The 17,092-nt window shown below is 54.6% G+C and carries 16 protein-coding genes and 1 pseudogene; 15 read left to right on the top strand and 2 right to left on the bottom strand.

The genetic code is table 11. The features are described from left to right. Positions 1-2: 2 nt before the first annotated feature. The 4 genes and pseudogenes from uraH (at position 3) to ACA075_RS14720 (ending at position 3,341) form a co-directional block, all read left to right on the top strand. Complete coding sequence (gene uraH / locus ACA075_RS14735; protein WP_033044307.1) at positions 3-413, top strand: hydroxyisourate hydrolase; 411 nt, start codon at positions 3-5, stop codon at positions 411-413. Positions 414-1,182: 769 nt separating this feature from the next. After that, positions 1,183-1,953: pseudogene (locus ACA075_RS14730) on the top strand (PAS domain-containing protein); the annotation flags it as partial. A 36-nt stretch (positions 1,954-1,989) separates the two neighbouring features. Then, entirely contained in the window at positions 1,990-2,499 is a 510-nt protein-coding gene (locus ACA075_RS14725; RefSeq protein WP_497299262.1) for a methyl-accepting chemotaxis protein, read from the top strand. Between the two features lie 71 nt (positions 2,500-2,570). Continuing rightward, on the top strand, positions 2,571-3,341 hold the full coding sequence (locus ACA075_RS14720; RefSeq protein WP_497299108.1) for an EAL domain-containing protein: 771 nt from the start codon (positions 2,571-2,573) through the stop codon (positions 3,339-3,341). Between the two features lie 280 nt (positions 3,342-3,621). On the opposite strand, the gene curR is transcribed toward ACA075_RS14720, so the two are convergent. Continuing rightward, positions 3,622-4,206 carry a TetR family transcriptional repressor CurR gene (gene curR, locus ACA075_RS14715; protein WP_497299107.1) on the bottom strand — a complete coding sequence of 195 codons (585 nt, stop codon included), beginning with the start codon at positions 4,204-4,206 and terminating at the stop codon, positions 3,622-3,624. Positions 4,207-4,414: 208 nt separating this feature from the next. Here curR and ACA075_RS14710 point away from each other — a divergent pair, with 208 nt between their 5' ends. The 3 genes from ACA075_RS14710 (at position 4,415) to ACA075_RS14700 (ending at position 6,845) form a co-directional block, all read left to right on the top strand. Next, positions 4,415-5,092, top strand: a complete 678-nt coding sequence (locus ACA075_RS14710) for a type 1 glutamine amidotransferase domain-containing protein (protein ID WP_497299106.1) — start codon at positions 4,415-4,417, stop codon at positions 5,090-5,092. Between the two features lie 137 nt (positions 5,093-5,229). Next, positions 5,230-6,354 (top strand): alkene reductase, encoded by a 1,125-nt coding sequence (locus tag ACA075_RS14705; protein ID WP_497299105.1) that lies wholly within the window; start codon positions 5,230-5,232, stop codon positions 6,352-6,354. 38 nt (positions 6,355-6,392) lie between these two features. Next, positions 6,393-6,845, top strand: a complete 453-nt coding sequence (locus tag ACA075_RS14700) for a PAS domain-containing protein (RefSeq protein ID WP_497299104.1) — start codon at positions 6,393-6,395, stop codon at positions 6,843-6,845. Positions 6,846-7,294: 449 nt separating this feature from the next. Here the strand turns inward: ACA075_RS14700 and ACA075_RS14695 are convergent, their stop codons facing one another. Then, positions 7,295-7,972 (bottom strand): dTMP kinase, encoded by a 678-nt coding sequence (locus ACA075_RS14695; RefSeq protein ID WP_497299103.1) that lies wholly within the window; start codon positions 7,970-7,972, stop codon positions 7,295-7,297. A gap of 627 nt (positions 7,973-8,599) precedes the next feature. Here ACA075_RS14695 and ACA075_RS14690 point away from each other — a divergent pair. The 8 genes from ACA075_RS14690 to ACA075_RS14655 are packed head-to-tail and all read left to right on the top strand — an operon-like array spanning position 8,600 to position 16,970. Continuing rightward, positions 8,600-8,905: a hypothetical protein gene (locus ACA075_RS14690; RefSeq protein ID WP_219094199.1), complete on the top strand. Its 306-nt coding sequence runs from the start codon at positions 8,600-8,602 to the stop codon at positions 8,903-8,905. After that, positions 8,886-10,193, top strand: coding sequence for a type III PLP-dependent enzyme domain-containing protein (locus ACA075_RS14685; protein WP_497299102.1), 1,308 nt, complete (start codon positions 8,886-8,888; stop codon positions 10,191-10,193). Before ACA075_RS14690 ends, ACA075_RS14685 begins: the two co-directional genes overlap by 20 nt. A 10-nt stretch (positions 10,194-10,203) precedes the next feature. Then, a complete protein-coding gene (locus ACA075_RS14680) occupies positions 10,204-11,112 on the top strand; it encodes a hypothetical protein (RefSeq protein ID WP_497299101.1) in 909 nt (302 codons plus the stop codon). A gap of 1 nt (position 11,113) precedes the next feature. Then, positions 11,114-12,091, top strand: a complete 978-nt coding sequence (locus ACA075_RS14675; RefSeq protein ID WP_497299100.1) for a beta-ketoacyl-[acyl-carrier-protein] synthase family protein — start codon at positions 11,114-11,116, stop codon at positions 12,089-12,091. Further along, complete coding sequence (locus ACA075_RS14670) at positions 12,088-13,698, top strand: class I adenylate-forming enzyme family protein (protein ID WP_497299099.1); 1,611 nt, start codon at positions 12,088-12,090, stop codon at positions 13,696-13,698. Before ACA075_RS14675 ends, ACA075_RS14670 begins: the two co-directional genes overlap by 4 nt. Further along, positions 13,676-13,930, top strand: a complete 255-nt coding sequence (locus ACA075_RS14665) for a phosphopantetheine-binding protein (protein WP_008010488.1) — start codon at positions 13,676-13,678, stop codon at positions 13,928-13,930. Before ACA075_RS14670 ends, ACA075_RS14665 begins: the two co-directional genes overlap by 23 nt. Next, a complete protein-coding gene (locus tag ACA075_RS14660) occupies positions 13,931-15,484 on the top strand; it encodes an AMP-binding protein (protein ID WP_497299098.1) in 1,554 nt (517 codons plus the stop codon). It begins immediately after the preceding gene. Beyond that, on the top strand, positions 15,453-16,970 hold the full coding sequence (locus ACA075_RS14655; RefSeq protein ID WP_497299097.1) for an AMP-binding protein: 1,518 nt from the start codon (positions 15,453-15,455) through the stop codon (positions 16,968-16,970). Before ACA075_RS14660 ends, ACA075_RS14655 begins: the two co-directional genes overlap by 32 nt. Positions 16,971-17,092: the final 122 nt, after the last annotated feature.

Here is a 17,092-nt window from a genome sequence, read left to right as displayed (position 1 = left end):
CCATGACTGTATTGAAAAGTTTCTTCGCTGGCGCTGTATTGAGTGCCCTTTCAGCCCTTGCATCAGCGGCAACAAATCCATTGAGCGTGCATGTACTTAACTTGCAGGATGGCCTGCCCTCCCCTGGCGTCAACGTCACGTTGGAAAAACAGGATGGGAAAAACTGGGACATGCTCAACAGCGCGGCAACCAACGAGCAAGGTCGTATCACCGGGCTGTATCCGGAAGGTCGGGGATTGGAGAAAGGTACCTACCGTGTCACCTTCAAGACTGGTGAGTGGTTCAAGTCGCACAAAACGTCCAGCTTCTTTCCGGAGGTACCGGTCATTTTTGAGGTGGACGGTACCGTTCCTCACTATCACATCCCGTTGCTTCTCAGCCCTTACGGCTTCTCCACATACCGAGGGAATTGATCGTTAAGCGATACCAAATGGATACCGCCCGAAGGTGAAGACAGCCGCCCCTACTCAAAAGGGCGGCACTGTCGCTTAACTTTTCGGCATCAAAATCTTCAGCGATGACCTGGCCGACTCCTCAGAGTTGGTTCACGTTTTAGGGGGGAATGCCGGCGACAACTCCTTTCTGATCCTTGACCATGAATTGTGGGCCACTCATCAAAAGCCCTGGTTGGCCATGCTGAGAAAAGGGCATGCGGTCGATTTCACGGCGGAAAGAATGGCGCCCTTCCTCAGTCTGTTCCTCGGCGTACTTGATACAAACCTATACAAGATAATGTCATGCGCATAAGGCTGATCAGAAGGCGGTGATGCTTTACTTTGACGACGAATGCCCGCTCTGCGCTTGATAAATCAATGTCCTGCGCAGAGGCGCTAATGAGCCCCAACTGCTCTATTTGTCGGCGTCCGGTGTGATGGGCTTGAACCCTCAACATGGAGTTCGCGCGCCGCAAGCTTTAGGTACTTCGGCCACTAAAATGACTTGAGGTGCAATCCGTTCGCCCCTTTCGGTCGGATATCGAGTGCTCTGCCGATTATGCGACAGCTGCGTAAACCGATAGTCAATTGCCGGTGCTCAATCCCCTACCCGATCAGCGCAATACCCGCGATCAACATGCATTCCTCGCGTTCAACCTCAAATTATCTTGTACAAAACCATATCTTTGTATAGGTTTTGCGTTGACTTGATGAAAGTGCCAAGCAGTCCATAGCCACTGAGGTTCGTATGTTCAACTCGCAAATCAAAAAAGAACTGGTCGTCAGCCAGCAGCGCTTGGCTGACTGCGAAGCCAACCTCGCAGCATTAGGTGGCTCCATGGCTCTGATTGAGTTCCAACCTGATGGCACGATCCTCGGCGCCAATCACAATTTCCTGAGCGTAATGGGCTATCGCCTTGAGGAAATTCACTCCCGGCATCACCGCTTATTCTGTACACCGACCTACGCCAACAGCGTCGCTTATCAAGGTTTTTGGTCACGCCTGAGTAATGGTGAGTCCATAAACGACCGCTTCCTGCGCGTGGACAAACAGGGGCGTGAGATCTGGCTGGAGGCCAGCTATAACCCTGTTCGCGACGCCTTTGGACGGGTGATTAAGGTCGTCAAGATTGCTACTGATGTCACTGCTCGGGTGCAGAAGGAACAAGAGCAGGAAAGTCAAATCAACGCGATTAACCGTTCCATGGCAACCATTGAGTTCAACCGGCAGGGAGAAGTCATTAGCGCCAACGAGAACTTCCTTGCAGTGATGGGTTACCGCCTCGATGAGATTGTTGGCAAGCACCATCGTCTGTTCTGTGAGCGTAGCGAAAGTGAATCCAACGAGTATCGCCAGTTCTGGGAGCGCCTGAATCACGGCGAATTTTTCTCCGGTAACTTCAAGCGCCTCAACCACCAGGGACAAACCGTCTGGTTACGAGCGACTTATAATCCAGTGTTCGACGCAAACGGCAGCCTTTACAAAGTAGTTAAGTTTGCGAGCGATATCACTGCCCAAGTGCTCCGGCAGGAAACTGAGTCACGAGCAGCACGCATGGCTTATGAGACTTCACTGAAAACCGACAATACAGCGCACGAAGGCGCCCGAGTAGTGCAGGAGACCGTGGATGTGATGCAAAGCCTGGCTGGCGAATTGAATCACGCAGCCGAAGGTATCAATGATGTCAGTCAGCAGTCGGAAGTAATCAGCAGCATCGTGCAGACCATCCGTGGCATCGCCGAACAAACGAATCTTCTTGCGCTAAACGCAGCCATCGAAGCGGCTCGTGCCGGGGAGCAGGGTCGAGGTTTTGCGGTGGTTGCTGACGAAGTGCGCAATCTGGCTTCGCGCACAAGCCAGGCCACCATCAAGATTGTTGAGGTGGTGCAGCACAATCGTGAATTGGCCCAGGGGGCAGTGGCCAGGATGGAGTCGAGTAAAGACAAGGCAGAACAAGGAGTCAAATTAGCCGGTGAGGCTGGTCAAGTAATCCTGGATATTCAGGATAGTGCTCGCCAAGTCGTACACGCGATCAGCAATTTTTCGTCGACATTAGCACGGTGATTAAGCCCGCGGCATGTGCAAAATCTTGGTTTGATCGACACCTTCATAGTGATTGAAAAAACGGGGTTTGAATGAACGAAAAATCACGACCAGTATCTCCTTGTAGCGCCTGCAGGGAGGGCAATGAACTGGGTTTTGAGTTCAGTATGGCGTTCCAGCCAATCGTAGATCTGCGCGACAACAGTATTTTTGCCTACGAGGCTTTGGTACGTGGTTGCGATGGCAGTGGTGCCGCTGCCATTCTTGGAAAGGTGAACGAACAGAACCGTTATGCCTTTGACCAAGCTTGTCGAGTCAAGGCTGTTGAGCTTGCTTCGCGCTTACAAATACCCTGCTTTGTCAGCATCAACTTCTTACCCAATGCGGTATATCAAGCAGCCACGTGCATTCGTGCGACGCTTGAAGCCGCACGCAGATTTGGATTTCCTACCGAAAGGCTGATTTTCGAGATCACCGAAAACGAAGAACTGGTGGACAAGGAACATCTAAAAAGCATCATTCGAGAATATCGCCTTAAAGGCTTCAAGACAGCGATAGATGATTTCGGTGCTGGGTACGCGGGGCTCAATTTGCTGGCAGAGTTTCAACCCGACATCATCAAACTGGACATGGCCTTGGTACGTAGCATTAGCACTGACCCGGTTCGACAGGCAATCGTCCAAGGCATCCTCGGTGTAAGCAAAGCGCTCAATATTGAAGTGATTGCAGAGGGCGTAGAGACCAATGCTGAATTACAGCAGTTACTAGCCCTCGGCATTTACTTCTATCAAGGCTATCTGTTCGCAAGGCCCGAATATGAAACACTGCCTAACGTGAACTGGCCGATACCGAACATTGTGTAGGTATGAGGTTTACTCATTCTGGATCTATCACCTGAATAAATTGCGTGGGAAGACCAATTAACCAATAGGAATGGCTCTTTATCTATTCGGATCGGCTGACCGATAGCGATGCGAACACCATGCTGACATAGGCCTACCAAATTGCGGCAGGTCACTACGGCAGACAAATCACGCTCCCCGACACATAGGATCGATGAACTTGCTCTCGGTGAAACCACACTGGGGCGGCTGATCAACGTAACAGCTGTTGGTGCGGTTTATAACTGAACAAATACTGAGCTCAAGCGCCCAAAAGCCGTTTAGTCGTGGCCATCGACGTGCGCAAGGATTGCCCAGTGCGTTGTAACTTATTGAGCAAACTTGCACCCAGCCAAAGTTGGTATAGCGTCTCAGCCAAGTAGCGTGCGTCGTCGTTAGGTAGGCATTTTCCAACTTGTCCCTGCTCGATACAGGTGGTGATTCTCGAAACAATGTTTTCTGCCCCATCACGCAAAGTGAGACGCATAGACTCCGAAAGATCAGCCACTTCGGCGCTCAACTTTACGACGAGGCACTCGTCGCCATGTCCGGTCAAAATGCAGCGGTCTTGCCACCCTTGCCAGTAGTCCATCAGACACTCATAAGCTGTCAGCCCTGGCTGTGCCAGGCGCCGATCCATATCCGCCAGATAACCGACAAAATAGTCTTCAAGCAAGGCCTGGCCGTACTGCTCTTTGGACTTGAAGTAGTGATAGAACGAGCCTTTGGGCACGCCAGCCGTTTGCAGGATTTCATTGAGGCCGACACTGGTGAAGCCCTTCTCAGCCATCATGCGATGGCCGGTGTCGAGCAAGTGTTGGCGTGTGTCGTCGTAGGTCGATTTCATGACCGCAAAATACCAGACAATAGACCAGTCGTATATTTTTCAAGTCAGCGATTTTGCCACGGGAGCAGCGCTGGAAATATCCGTGAAAAATTACTAGACGACTGGTCTAATTGAAACCTATGCTTAGCGCCACCAAATCACATTACGCTGATGATGATCGAAGTCGATCCGTTTCATTAGCGTCAGACCTCCATCCAAAAAGTGCCCTATGAAAATTCTGATGGTTTTGACCTCACACGACCTACTAGGTGACACCGGCAAGAAAACCGGTTTCTGGCTCGAAGAATTTGTTGCTCCCTACTATGTCTTCAAGGACGCCGGTGCTGAAGTCACGCTCGCGTCCCCTGCCGGCGGCCAACCTCCACTCGATCCAAAAAGTGATGAGCCCGACGCTCAGACTGCTGAAACTAATCGTTTCCGAAATGATGCAGCTACCCAGCAAGTGCTCGCACATACAAAGCGCCTAGCCGACGTGAATGCTGAAGATTTCGATGCAGTCTTTTATCCAGGCGGCCATGGCCCCCTTTGGGATTTGGCCGAAGACAAGTACTCAATCGCCTTGATTGAAGCTTTTGACCGTAGCAACAAACCCCACGGTTTTGTCTGCCACGCTCCGGGAGTGTTGCGTCACGTCTTAGGAAACGACGGCAAACCTTTAATCCATCAGCTTGAGGTGACTGGCTTCTCCAACTCTGAAGAAGATGCCGTCGGCTTAACGACTGTGGTTCCATTCCTGATCGAAGATGAATTTCAGCGCATCGGGGCCCGCTACACCAAAACTGCTGACTGGGAAATTCATGTAGTCGTCGATGGACGGTTGATCACCGGCCAGAATCCAGCCAGTTCTGCAGCAGTGGCCGTAGCCTTGCTGAATATGCTGGGATGAACCTCTCCCTGCGTCTCTGAACACCTGTCAATTTGAGCACCATGCTCTGATTGCGCAGTGTTCTTTTTTTCGTTAGTTACAAGTCGACCGGTCTAATAACTATTGAGATCGACGCATCATGAAAGTAAGGCAGACATATGAGAAACAACAGCTTATTCAAAACCGCCACTCTCGGGAATCACACACTTAAAAACCGCATCGTACTTCCCCCACTCACTCGTCAACGCAGCACTCAACCTGGCAACATCGCCAATGAGTTGATGGCCAAGTATTATCAGCAACGCGCGGGTGCGGGATTGATTGTCACTGAGGGCACTCAGATCGAGCCCCGGGGACAAGGTTATGCTTGGACTCCAGGCATCCATACAGCCGAGCAGATCGCCGGATGGCGTAAAGTGACTGAAGCAGTGCATGCCCGCGAAGGTGTTATCTTCGCGCAACTTTGGCACGTAGGCCGCGTCTCTCACACCTCGCTACAACCTGAGAATGCAGCCCCTGTTTCGGCTTCTGCCATTGCGACCGAACGGGTCAGTGTCTTCATAGAAACAGAACCAGGTGCCGGAGCCTTGGTGAAGCCATCAGCCCCAAGAGCTCTGACCACTCGTGAAGTAGAAGAACTTGTACAGCTTTATATCCAGGCGGCACGTAATGCCATGGAAGCTGGCTTTGACGGTATTGAGCTACATTGCGCCAATGGTTACTTGGTAAATCAGTTCATTTCAACCCACAGCAATAATCGCGAAGACCAGTACGGCGGTTCCCTTCACAACCGCCTTCGGTTCCTGCGTGAGGTGGTTGCTGGGGTAGCCGAGTGTATTGGCAAAGAAAAGGTTGGCGTCCGTTTCGCGCCATTGTTCAGCAGCACCGATGAGGAGCGCACTTACCTAGGGATGGTAGAAGACGATCCTCATACCACCTACATCGAAGCGATCAAATTACTTGAGGATGTTGGGATTGCTTACGTCTCCATCGCCGAAGCGGACTGGGATAATGCTCCACGGATGCCGGAATCGTTCCGTCGCGCAGTCCGTAGTTCCTTCAGCGGCGCGATCATCTACGCCGGTCGTTACACTGCACAAAGCGCTACGCAGTTGCTGGATTCAGGACTGGCCGACCTTGTCGCTTTTGGCCGTACGTTCATGGCCAACCCGGATCTACCAGCCAGAATCGCGAACGATTGGCCGCTGAACCCTCTGAACTCAGCCACAGTGTATGGCGGTAACGCCGAGGGTTATACTGATTACTCCGTGTATGGCGGGTAACCGCTAAAAATGAGATGTCACTCACTGGGGCTCTGAAAATGATTGACGCAGAACTGCTGAAACTGGTGGTTGAAGCATCCAACGATGGCATCGTGGTAGCAGAGCAGGAAGGCGACGAAAACATCCTGATCTATGCTAACCCCGCCTTTCAGCGCCTCACGGGGTACAGCGTTGACGACATCCTGTACCAGGATTGCCGCTTCCTGCAGGGTGATGACCGTAACCAAACTGGTTTGACAGCAATCCGCGAGGCGATAAGGAATCTGCTCCCCTGCCGCCAAGTCATTCGCAACTATCGCAAGGACGGCAGCGCCTTCTGGAACGAACTGTCGATCACCCCAGTGTTCAACGACACAGATCAACTCACCTACTTCATCGGTATCCAGAAGGACGTCAGCGTCGAAGTTGAGGCTAGGGAGCGAGTGCGTGAACTGGAAGTTGAAGTCGCACAGTTGAAGATCCAACTGGCTCAATTGCAATCTAAAGCCTAGATGGATCCGCGCTTGATGGGTAGTGGCCTGAGACCTATACCAAAACTGCACCTCGTCAATTTATGTAAATCCCGTCAACCTCTGGCAAATTCCTATTTACAACTAATTCAAGGAATTCAGGTAGTTGGGCTGAGAATATTTATGCTGTCATGGAGTTGAAATGAAGAAATCACAGGGTGCATTTTCTTCTTTTTAACTTTTAGAAGGGGTTGAACCAGGAAAATCGGGTGGAGCGGGGGGAGCGGTTTTCAAGGGCTGGTCACAACCAAAGGTGCTTTCAAGCTACCAATCCTGATCCCTGTTCGAGCCAACTCAATACCCCGGCTCCAGTACTCGACGCACGAACCGTCTGATCATCTAGGCAGCTTCGGCTCAGAGTTCGATGACAGGCATCCAGGTCAAAACCTCAGCCGGCTACTGCTGCGGCGAAAATCACGTCTTCGATCCCGCTAACGACCTATATCTACGCCTATCTCAACCGCGTCAAGGCCAGCAAAGCGAACTTCGTCTACGGAGCATCGAAGGACCCTATAGATCTCGGAAATCACCTGCATCGTTGCGTCTTCGATCGTTCCTTCATTGCGGCATAAAGCCCAGCCGTTATCTGAGATCGCTCGCTCGAACGCTTCGGTACAAGCCACATGTTCTTCCAGCTTATGGATCACAGTACTGCTCAGCCCACGCCGTCGGGCCGCTGCCCTCGCCCATGAAATATCAGGGGCGGTGACAACCCCGACATGCAGGTCTGGCACTCGCACGTTTCGATCAATGTTCAACTGAAGAATCTCTGCAAACGGGATTATCCGGCGAAACGCGGCATCAGACGGGTACCAGCGATCGATCAAGATGATGCTGCCTGGTGGCTGTTTAGTCAGCACGTGCTGGGAAATCCAGGCACGGCTATCAGCAAAGCGCTCACAAACCCTCAACTCCAAATCCCGGCTGGGATTTCTGACGAGTTTGTTCACGAGGGCCATTGTTTCCCCCCTATAGGGATCGCTTTTTTTCTCGCAAAGCCGGATCACCTTTTTGTTGTCTGCCCTCAGTACTGTCGTGACGGCCTCCAACAGTGTGGTTTTGCCGGCTCCCTTGGGCCCATCTAGAGAAACAAACAGCGGACGATTCATTCTTCACATAACGATTGATATACGGTTATTTTTTTGCCCGATTCGTTCGCTGGAACCGCTTGGCGCGACTACACGAATCGAGTGAAGGGCACTTATGAACAGACGTTGATGAGCACTCTAACTCGTTTTGCGTTGCGCCCCCTAACCAAGGGCCGGTTTTCGCCTCAACCGGCAGGCGCAACCTTAGGAAAATGCCAGCTGCCATTCACCCCGCCCCGCCGTGCTAGCCCACTCTTATTTGATCCTGAAATGCTGAGCGCTCTTCATGTCATCGCAAATATACAATCAATTGGAGTATCGACGTCTTATATACTTCATTGAGTTGGGCTTAACCACCCAACGCAGTGTTTGTATAACGGATGGAGCGACGCCGGCTATACCCCCTACCGTCTTAGATAATCAACTGATGATTGACCATCCCTGATCTGCGGGCATCGTTCTAAATTACCCGCCTGAACCATCCCCCCATCTCTTTTACTACGTCCGGAGAGTGCGACGCGACGCGTGGCATTTTGCTGACTAGCACCCTTATGAATTCAGGGATAATTTCCGTTGCAATCTCAAGCAAATCTCCGTGCCCGCCATGGATATGATCACTCTTACGACGTTTAAAGGGTTGTCACATTCATGAGCTTTTCACCAGAAACGGCACGGACATTCATTCTCTCATCGCTGCAAAACTTAGGCGTTACCCACGATAAGTTACAGGCCATCGACCACGGTGCCGAAATCTACGGCCCGCAGGGGCTGTTGGACTCCATACATCTAGTCGGCCTTATCTCAGCAATCGGTGAAAGGGTCGATGACACCGCAGATAACTCCGAGAGTTTCTTCGATATCCTCGACGACGATCTGTTCGACAACTTTAAAGATATCAATCGAATCGAATCGTTATTAATCGGAAAATTCAGCCATGTCAGCTTTTGCTCCTGATAGCCAATATATCCACACCGACAAAATTGAAGACATCGACTATCAGTTGCTGGCCGATAAAGTGCCCACGCCTTTTTATGCGTACAGTGCCACGCAGATAAAAACAGACTTTGCAGAACTTAAGCGCATGCTCCCCCAGGACATAGATTATTTCTATTCCCTCAAGGCCAACCCGAATAAAACGCTGGTCGGGATACTGCATCAGGCCGGAACGGGCTGCGAAGTATGTTCCCTGGCGGAGTTGGAAATTGCTTTACGCCAAGGCGTGGCGCCGGGCGATATTATTTTCGTCGGGCCTGGTAAGCATATTAATGAGTTGACGCAGTGTTGCCTTGCCAGCATTAAAGCCGTGGTAGTCGAATCCATCGAAGAAATGGTTCTGCTCAATGATATTGCCGCTGGCCTGGGAGTAACCCAGAGCATTGCCCTGCGCATCAACCCCGACTTCATCGGCGAAAAAGCCAAGTTGGTGATGAGCGGCAAGCCTCGGCAATTCGGTATCGATGAACAACTGCTACCGCATGCATTCGCCACACTCGGGCAACTTGCGCAACTGCGCCTGGCAGGCATCCATGTTTATCTTGGCACCCGAATTCTTGACTGGCAGGCCCTGGCCAACAATACGCAAAACATCCTGACACTGGCCGCCACGCTCCAGCAGACCTATGACATGGACTTCGACTTTGTGGATGTCGGCGGGGGCTTTGGCGTGCGCTATTTCGACAAGGAAAAAGCACTCGACCTGGCCGCCCTGGGACAGGCACTGATGCCCGTAGTGAACGACTATCGTCGGAGTTTTCCACGCAGCAAGATCGTTATCGAGCTGGGCCGCTTCCTGATTGCGCGGGCTGGCATATTTGTCACGCGGGTCAACTACCTCAAGCCGTCCCGGGATGAGTGGTTTGCCGTGTGTGACGGCGGTGCCAACTGCCACGGCAGTGCTGCTGGCATCAACTCCTTGATCCGTCGAAATTTCCCGATGGCGCGTCTTGGCCCATCCCGGCACAGCGAACAGCATCGCTATCAAGTGACCGGCCCCCTGTGTACGCCCACTGACTTGCTGGGCGAAAACATCATGCTCGCCGAACTTCGCTCGGGGGATCTGATCGGTATCGGGCATTCCGGTGCCTATGGTGCCAGTGCATCGCCAGTGGGCTTTTTAAGCTTCGGTCACCCGGCAGAAGTGCTTGTGGAAAATGACCAGGCTTTTCTGATCCGCACGGCAGATAGCGTAGATGCCCTGCTGGCCCCCCAGGTGTGCCAGCGCTTGTCTTTGTCCAACGCCTGAAGGAATCGCCATGTCTCTGGAGTTTGCGGCTTCTCATATCTTGTGGCGTCAGTTTGAAAGGCAAAACGATGTGCCTGCCGTGGACGACGGGCAATTGAAAATAGTGAAGGACTTCGTCAACGGCTTTTTTCATTCACATGGCCATACCGGTCAGGCCCAGGACCTTCATGCCTACCGCTGGTATGCCGCACAAAACCAGGCGTTCAGGGCAATGCTGACACAGTTGGTCCGGGAGCTGGCAAACCAGGCTTCGCTCAAGGACCTCGATCTGCTGGTGCTCGCCCACTGGACGCCGGACGTGGAGGTCGGATGCTCGGTGACCAACGCTATTATTCATGAGGCGGGTTGCCACGACGCCTTTGGTATTGCCATCAGCGATCATGGCCTGAGCAGTGCGTTTCTGGCGCTGCAGGTCATTGAGGATTTCCTCGACGACAGGGACTGTGGCGGCCGTGGAAGAACGGCCCTGCTGCTGATCGCCGACCAGGATGCCATCATGTATGACAGCCCCAATCTGGCCCGTTTCAATCCCGCAGCCAGCGCTTGCGTCGTGATGTTGCGCAACCTGCCAGCCGAACTGACTGGCGGCCAACCCGGAAGCATCGGTTTTAAACACTATCGAAAAGTCCCTTTTTCGGCCACGCATCAGGCACTGGATGCCCTCCTCGTCACGTTGGATATGTTCACGTCCGAGGAAGACCGACTGCCCCTGCTGATCCTGACCACGCCGGGTTTTGCCAGACAGTTGCGCGAGCATGGGCCGCTGGCAACCCATTGGATCGAGAGCTGGGATGAGGCGTTACTCTCCTGCGCCCCCTGGGCCCGGCTGGAACAACTCGCGCCGAATAACCACCGTATTCTGCTGATGCTGCCGGAGGGTAACTCCCTGACCTGCGCGGGCTTTGTGGCGGGGGCCTGAGATGTATATCCATACGATTACCAGCCTGGTCGCCGCGAACCTTACAGCCCTGCCTGCCCTGGCGGAAAAATATGCATGGGGTCAGCGCAACACCAAGATCTTTGGCCGCTTTCATGGGATGGAATCGGCCAGCCTGTTTGAGCAGGAGGCGTTGCCTGACCTGATCATGCGGCTGTTGCAACAGTTCCGGGCCGAGTGTGACCCGGTACTGTTCGGGCGCATTGGCTATGTGGCCTGGGCGCACTCTCTGAATTGCCCCAGCCCTTTTGACCTGGTCCCCGCCCTGGCCAGCGACTTGCGTACATTTCTGGGTCGCCCGGAGCTTGAGTTTTTCTCTATCACCCAGGCGTCGTGCGCGTCGGCGCTGGTCGGTTTGAAGTTTCTCAACGCTAAACTCACTGCGGCTCACGCCAGGCAGGAAGACGTCTGTGGCTTATTGATCACTGGGGAAAAATGCTTCCACCACACCGTGCAATACGCCGATCAAAATGGCTATTTCGGCGAAGCATTTTGCGCGACCTTGCTCAGCGTAAATCCCTCGCCCGGCGCCTTGCGCGTGGGCGCCGTGCACGTTCAGCAACTGGCCGCCTACGGCACACGCATGCGCGAGACCAATCGCGAAAGTGAAAACGCCTACGATCACGCCTTTATCCCCACCATGCTTGAGACCGTGCACACCGCGCTGCAACAAGCAGGGCGGCGCCCTCAAGAGTTGCGCACGCTGATCCCGTACCACATCAGCCCGCCCACCTTCGACAGAATTGCCGACGGCGCAGGTTTTGCCCGGGACATCATCTACCGTCGTCATCTCTACCAACTGGGACATTGCTTTTGCAGCGATGCGTTCCTCAATCTGAAAAGCCTGCTGGCGCACCGCGATAACGCTATCGCCGTTGACCCCATTCTGGCCGTGGCGTCCGGCATCGCCGGCACTTTTGCAGCCATCGTTCTTGAATTGAATAATGAGGATGAGACATGAGCACAACCCATTTGACCCAATGGCTGGTGCTGGCTGCACACCAGTTCCCTGAGAAAACGGCGCTGATCGAGGGTGAGCATGCAGTGACCTGGGCCGCATTCCATCAACGTGTGCTCAATACCGCCGCCTACTTGCGTCAGCAGCAGGTTGAACGCGGCGACAGGGTCTTGGTATGGCTCCCCAATGGGGTGGATTTCGTCGTCTGCTTCTGGGCTGTGCAATATTTGCAGGCTGTGTTTGTTCCGGTGAATCCGGATACACCGCTGGCACGGGTCGGCTGGTTACTCGACAACGCAGAGTCACACCTATTGATCGCCCAGGCCGGGCAGGCCACTGCGCTGGCAGCGGGCCCCGGCAACTCTGACCTGCAGGTGCTGTTTGATCAAGCGCCCGGCGCGCAAGAGAGCGGTTCGCCACTGCTGTCCCTGCAACAAATAGCGGCACTCGCACCGGCGTTACCGTTGCCTGTTCGAGATGCGCTGGATATTGACCTGGCCTGCCTGATCTACACCTCGGGTTCTACGGGCGATCCCAAAGGAGTGATGTTGACCCAGCGCAATATGCTGAGCGCGGCGGACTCTGTCGCTACCTATTTGCAATTGGCGGCCAGCGACCGGATTTTCTGCACGATCCCCATGAGCTTCGACTACGGGCTGTATCAGGCGATCATGGCGGCCAAGGTGGGCGCAACGCTGATTATCGAAAAGGATTTCAGCCGTCCGCTCTTTGCCCTTAAACAGCTGGTCAAGCACAAAGCCACCATCCTGCCGATTGTTCCCACGCTGCTGGCGATCATTGCACCATTGGCCAAACGCTATGACTTCTCCTCCCTGCGCAAAATCACGAACACCGCGGCGGCCCTGCACCCCAGCGATATAGACCTGCTGATCTCCCTCTTCCCCCAAGCCGAGATTTTTTCCATGTATGGGCTGACCGAGTGCCATCGCTGCACCTGGCTTCCCCCTGCATTGTTGTACCGGCATAAAGACAGCGTGGGCTACGCCATCCCGAATACCGAACTCTGGGTAGTGGATGAAGACGGCGTGGCGCACCGCAGCAATGCCACCGGTGAACTGGTGATCCGTGGGGCAACCGTGATGCGCGGCTACTGGCGCAACCCTGAGCAGACCGCGAAGAAACTGCGGCCAGGCCCGTTGCCCGGCGAATCGATCCTTTATACCGGCGACGTGTGCCGGCTGGATGAGCAGGGCTTGCTTTATTTCCTGTCGCGCAAGGATGACATTCTGAAAACCAATGGCGAAAAAGTCGCCCCGCGAGAAGTCGAGGGCGTACTCAAACGAATGCCGGGGGTGCTGCAGGTCGCGGTGATTGGCGTCGCCCATCCTATCTATGGCGACGAAATCGTTGCATGTATCGAGTGCACAGCCCCCCTGGACACCGCGCAACTCAAGGTATTTTGCCAGACCCATCTCGAAGCCTATAAACGGCCCCACCGCTATTACTTCAGTGAAGCCTTGCCCAAAAACAACAACGGGAAAGTTGACCGCGGCCAGCTATCCGCCCTTCTTCCGCGCCGGGAAAACAACCTGAACATCGAGAGCACACAACAAGCAGGGAGCCAACATGTATACGCCAACCATCATTGAAGCCATCGGGCTGGTTCTGGAAACGTCAAACCTCTCGGAACTGAGTGCCCGGACTCACCTGGAGCGCGACCTGGGATTTGAAAGCGGTTTGTATATCGAACTCATCATGTACCTTGAGGAACGCATCGAGGACCTGGTGCTCGACCCTGCCACGCTGGAATTCCAGCACTTCGAAACCGTGGGCAGCCTGTCGAACTTCATTGAACTCCAACTCGCTAGCCGGGCGGCATAAATGGACGCTTGGTCTGAGCTCATAACGGTGTTTATGCGCTTTGAGGGTCAATCGCATACTGCCTGGCGCCACCACTCACTGACGTACAGCTATGCGGCGCTCGCTCAGCGGGCGCAGGATATCGCCATTGAAATAGTCCGCCAGCAGCCTCGACGCGAGACGCCACTGGCGCCGGTATTGGTTTATGGCCACAAGTCCTTCGATTTTCTGGCGGCCTGGTGGGCCTGCCTGCTGTGTGGTTGTCCGATTGTGCCGGTGGAATCAGACAACGCTCCCGAGCGGCTGGAACGGATTGCCCTTACGGTCGAGGCAAGCTTGATCCTGAACACCGATGCCCTCCCCCTGTGCGCCGCCAACTCCAAGGTGATTGCCCTCGCCGCCTTGCCCTGGCAGCAGCATGACCCTGCAGCGCTGCGACATTTACTGGACGGCACCCGCAGGCGGTTCGACAACGCGACCGACACCCCGCTGGCCTACATCATGTTTTCCTCGGGGACTACCGGGGAACCTAAGGGCATTCAGATCAGCCTGTCCAATCTGGTCGATTTTGTGGCCTGGATACGCATCGACTTTCCACTCGATGGGGCTATCACCGGAAATGTGCGGTATTGCTTCGATGTCTCCCTGTTTGAAATCTGGCTCGCCTGGCAGTTTCTGCAACCACTGTCCGTGCTCGACCATCGAGACTTGATCAACACCCGCAAGATGATTGCCCAGCATGCACACATGGCGCTGACCTGCTGGGTATCGACGCCATCGATGACGCGTCTGTACTTGCTGGACCCGACCTTCAATGCACACACACTGGCGCAGTTACGCCGGTTTATCTTCTGCGGCGAGACATTGCCCAAAGAGATCGTCACCCAGTTATGGGCGCGTTTTCCAGGTTGTGAGGTGATCAATACGTATGGCCCCACCGAATGTACCGTGGCGGCTTCACAAGTACTGATTACGCCGGACATGGTGGCTTCGTCATTGCCCCTGCCGATCGGCCGCGCCAGACCGGGTGCGGCACTGCACCTCGCCCAACCCGTGGACGCTTCGGGCCGGGGGCAACTGTTGATCAGTGGCGAGTGTGTCGGCCCTGGCTATCTCAATGCTGCACCTGCGCGTCAGGCCAGTTTCAGCCGGCAGGATGGGCAAGCCACTTACACCACCGGTGATATCGGCCTGTTTGATGGCACCTGGTATTACTTCCTGGGGCGTGAAGATGGCGAGGTCAAAATACAGGGGCACCGTATTGACCTGCATGAAATCGAACGCTTCCTGCGCGACCGCAACCTGGTCGCCGATGTGGTGGTAGAGCCGTATTGGCGCAAGGGCAACGCAGAGGCGATCCAGGCCTGCGTGATCCTCAATGCAACCTGCGAACTGTCACAACTTGGCCACGCCATGCAAGCCCATTTCCCCCCGTGGGCAATCCCGCGTTACTGGTACAGCACCCCCCGCACCGTACTCAATCACAACGGCAAACTGGATCGTTCAGCTGCCCGGCAACTGGCTTTGGACAACGGAGAAAAATATGTTTTCATCGCAAATCAAACCGCTGTTTGAGCGGCTGAAAAATCAGAGCACTGCGACCGCTTTGATCAACGAGCAGGGCACCTACAGCTTTGCCGAACTTGGCGTGCGCACCGCCGCGATTGCCCAGTTACTCGCGCCGTGGGCAGGCCGTAACGTTCTGGTTCACGGCCATAAGCAACTGGATGCCGTAGCAGCCATGCTGGCGTGTATCAGCCAGGGTTGCTGCTTTAGCTTTGCCGACCAGTCCAACCCCGTCCCGCGGATTGAGAAGATTGCCAGACTGACCCGAGCCGAGCTGATCCTCACGGCGACGCCACAGAAGCTGGAGGGTCTGGACCGCTGGCCACAATGGGTGACATCGACCCTGGAAAATGGCGACCCGGCATTACTGCCACTCGAACCTGAATTGACCCAGCCAGCCTTTTATATTCTCCCCACTTCGGGCAGTACCGGTGAGCCGAAGGGCGTCGTCGTCAGCTATGAGAACTTCGCCGCATTCTCGACCTGGTACAGTCCGATGATCCGCGACGGTATCGCACATGGATGCCATGTGAGCCATGCCTGCTTCTCCTTCGACATGGGCTTGCTGGATCTTTTCCCGGTGCTGTGCGAGGGCAGAGCCTTGCTGATGCTGGATCACCGCCACAACATGCTGCCGCGGCAAAATATCCGCCTGATGTCGCGCTATCCGCAAAGCCCGGTCACCAGTTGGTTTTCCACGCCGAGCTTTGTCGATTTGATGTTGAAGGACCCCTTGTTCAGCGGGGAGCAGTTTCCGGATCTGAAGCGGTTCTTTATGGCCGGCGAGCGTGCCTCGCTGGGGTTGGTGATCCAGCTGCAGGCGCGCTTCCCGGGCCTTGAGGTGATGCACGGTTATGGCCCGACCGAGACCACCGGCATGACCCATACCTTCGAGCTTGGACAGCCGCCCGAGCATATCGCAGGCCTGCTGTCCCTTGGCACAGCCTGCGGGTTGACCGGCGTCAGGATCGTGGATGCCGATGGTCAAAGTCTGCCGCCAGGCGAAATAGGCGAGGTGCGTTTGTACGGCCCGCAAGTCGCATTGGGCTACCTGCCTGAGGAGGACCCGCGTAACAGTGCATTCAGCCATGACGAGTTCGGACGTTACTACGCCACCGGTGACCGGGGGTTTGTGGATGAAGAACAATCCCTGTTTATCCACGGCCGGGATGACGGCCAACTGAAACTGAACGGCAACCGTATCGAGCTGGCCGAAATTGAAAGCAGTGTGTGCCGCTATGTGGAGGTCACCCAGTGTTGCGTGGTGCCGATCAAGGAAGAAGGCAAGGTCATCGACCTGCAACTTTTTATTCAATTGCGCGAGGACAGTGCAACCCACCGCGCCGCACTGCGCCAGTTCCTGGCAGAACAGTTACCGGCATACATGATCCCCAAATCCATGTTCTTTTGTCAGACCTTCCCCGTGACGCTGCATGGAAAGATCGACCGCCAACAACTGGTGGATCAGCACAAAGAACCGCTGGCCGTAAGCTGATGGCCACCTGCAAGCACATATAAAAAACTTCCCGCCACCGCGGCGAAAATGCCATCACTCCATGCACCGGCGCCGGACAGGCGCCGGCGTAAATCGTTTTCCCCAAGGATAAGGGCATCGCG

This window comes from Pseudomonas sp. LBUM1663 (assembly GCF_059695905.1).
The sequence above is the reverse complement of the archived record's forward strand: the minus strand, read 5'-3'. Positions and strand labels throughout refer to the sequence as shown.